Here is a 1,259-nt window from a genome sequence, read left to right as displayed (position 1 = left end):
GTCTCGCATCATGGCAGTGAGGACCGTGAGCAGCTTCCTGGCGACGGCGATGAGGGCGAGCTTGGCTGGTTTTCCGGCCTGTCGCAGTCGTGCATAGAAGGCCTTGAACGGATCAGCTCTGCGAACTGCGTTGAGGGCCGCCATATAAAGGGCGTCACGAACGCGCTTTCGGCCGCCCGCAATCTTGCGCTTGCCGCGGAAGGTGCCGCTGTCGACGTTGAAGGGAGCAAGGCCAGCGAGCGCTGCGAGTTGTTTCGGTCCGACCCGCCCGAGTTCCGGCATCTGCGCGATGAGCTGCATGCAGGCCACGGGACCCACGCCGGGCAGCGAACGCATTAACTTCGCATCGTCCGCGAGCTGCGCTTCGGCTTTAATCAACGCGCTGATGTCGGCCTCGATCTCGGCGATCTCGCTGTCGAGGACCTCGATGAGGCGGCCGATGCGTTCGGCCATGGCGCGATCGTCGGCCTCGCTGCGCCGGTTCTTCTCCTGGGCGCGCATGAGGACCAGCTGATCCCGCCGTTTTGCAAGCCTCGCCAAGGCGCCCCGTGCAGGATCGGCGACCTGCTCGGGGGCGGGCTGCATGGCCCGCGCAAAGGCCGCCAGCATCCGCGCATCGATCGGATCGGTCTTGGCGAGTAGGCCGCTGGCCCGTGCAAAGTCGCGGGCACGGGCCGGGTTGATCCGTGCGAACTGGATCCCGGCCTGACGCAGCGCCTCGCGAAGCGCGAGGTCATAGATACCCGTCGCCTCGAAGACCACCAGCGCATCGCATTGCCAACGCGCCACCTGCTGTGTGATGGCCTGTGCCGCGTTGGCAATGCGCCTCGGCACGCCGTCAGCCTCATCAAAGATATCGAGGTGTTTCTTGGAGATGTCGATTCCGACGTAACGAAGAGCTATGATCACGGTGCCTGTCCCTGTGATGCGAGGTCTGTTGGTGCAGCCTCGTGCAACTGTTCAGGTTGATAGATGGAACGGGCGGGAGACCGAGCCGGCTCACGGCGTCAAGCGCCAAGGACCCAACGGCTTCCCGCCCACCCTCATCCTGACACACTTCCAAGACACAGGGACCCATAACCACAAATGCAAATTGTTACGCGATGCTGGGACGACGAGTCCCGTTTCTCAAAACCCGCCGCGGCGTATGGGTCCCTGCTTTCGCAGGGACGACGATTTGTTAGAGTCCCTTCCATGACAAAACCCCTCGCCTCCCGTATCGCCCTGTCTCTTATACACATCTGACGCTGCCGACGAAC

At 63.1% G+C, this 1,259-nt stretch carries 1 protein-coding gene; it reads right to left on the bottom strand.

The features are described from left to right. The coding region (locus tag IF809_RS38535) for an IS110 family RNA-guided transposase (RefSeq protein ID WP_462840076.1) at window positions 1-909 on the bottom strand (909 nt) is incomplete at its 3' end. Window positions 910-1,259 lie beyond the last annotated feature (350 nt).

The organism is Bradyrhizobium sp. UFLA06-24 (assembly GCF_054967145.1).
The sequence above is the reverse complement of the archived record's forward strand: the minus strand, read 5'-3'. Positions and strand labels throughout refer to the sequence as shown.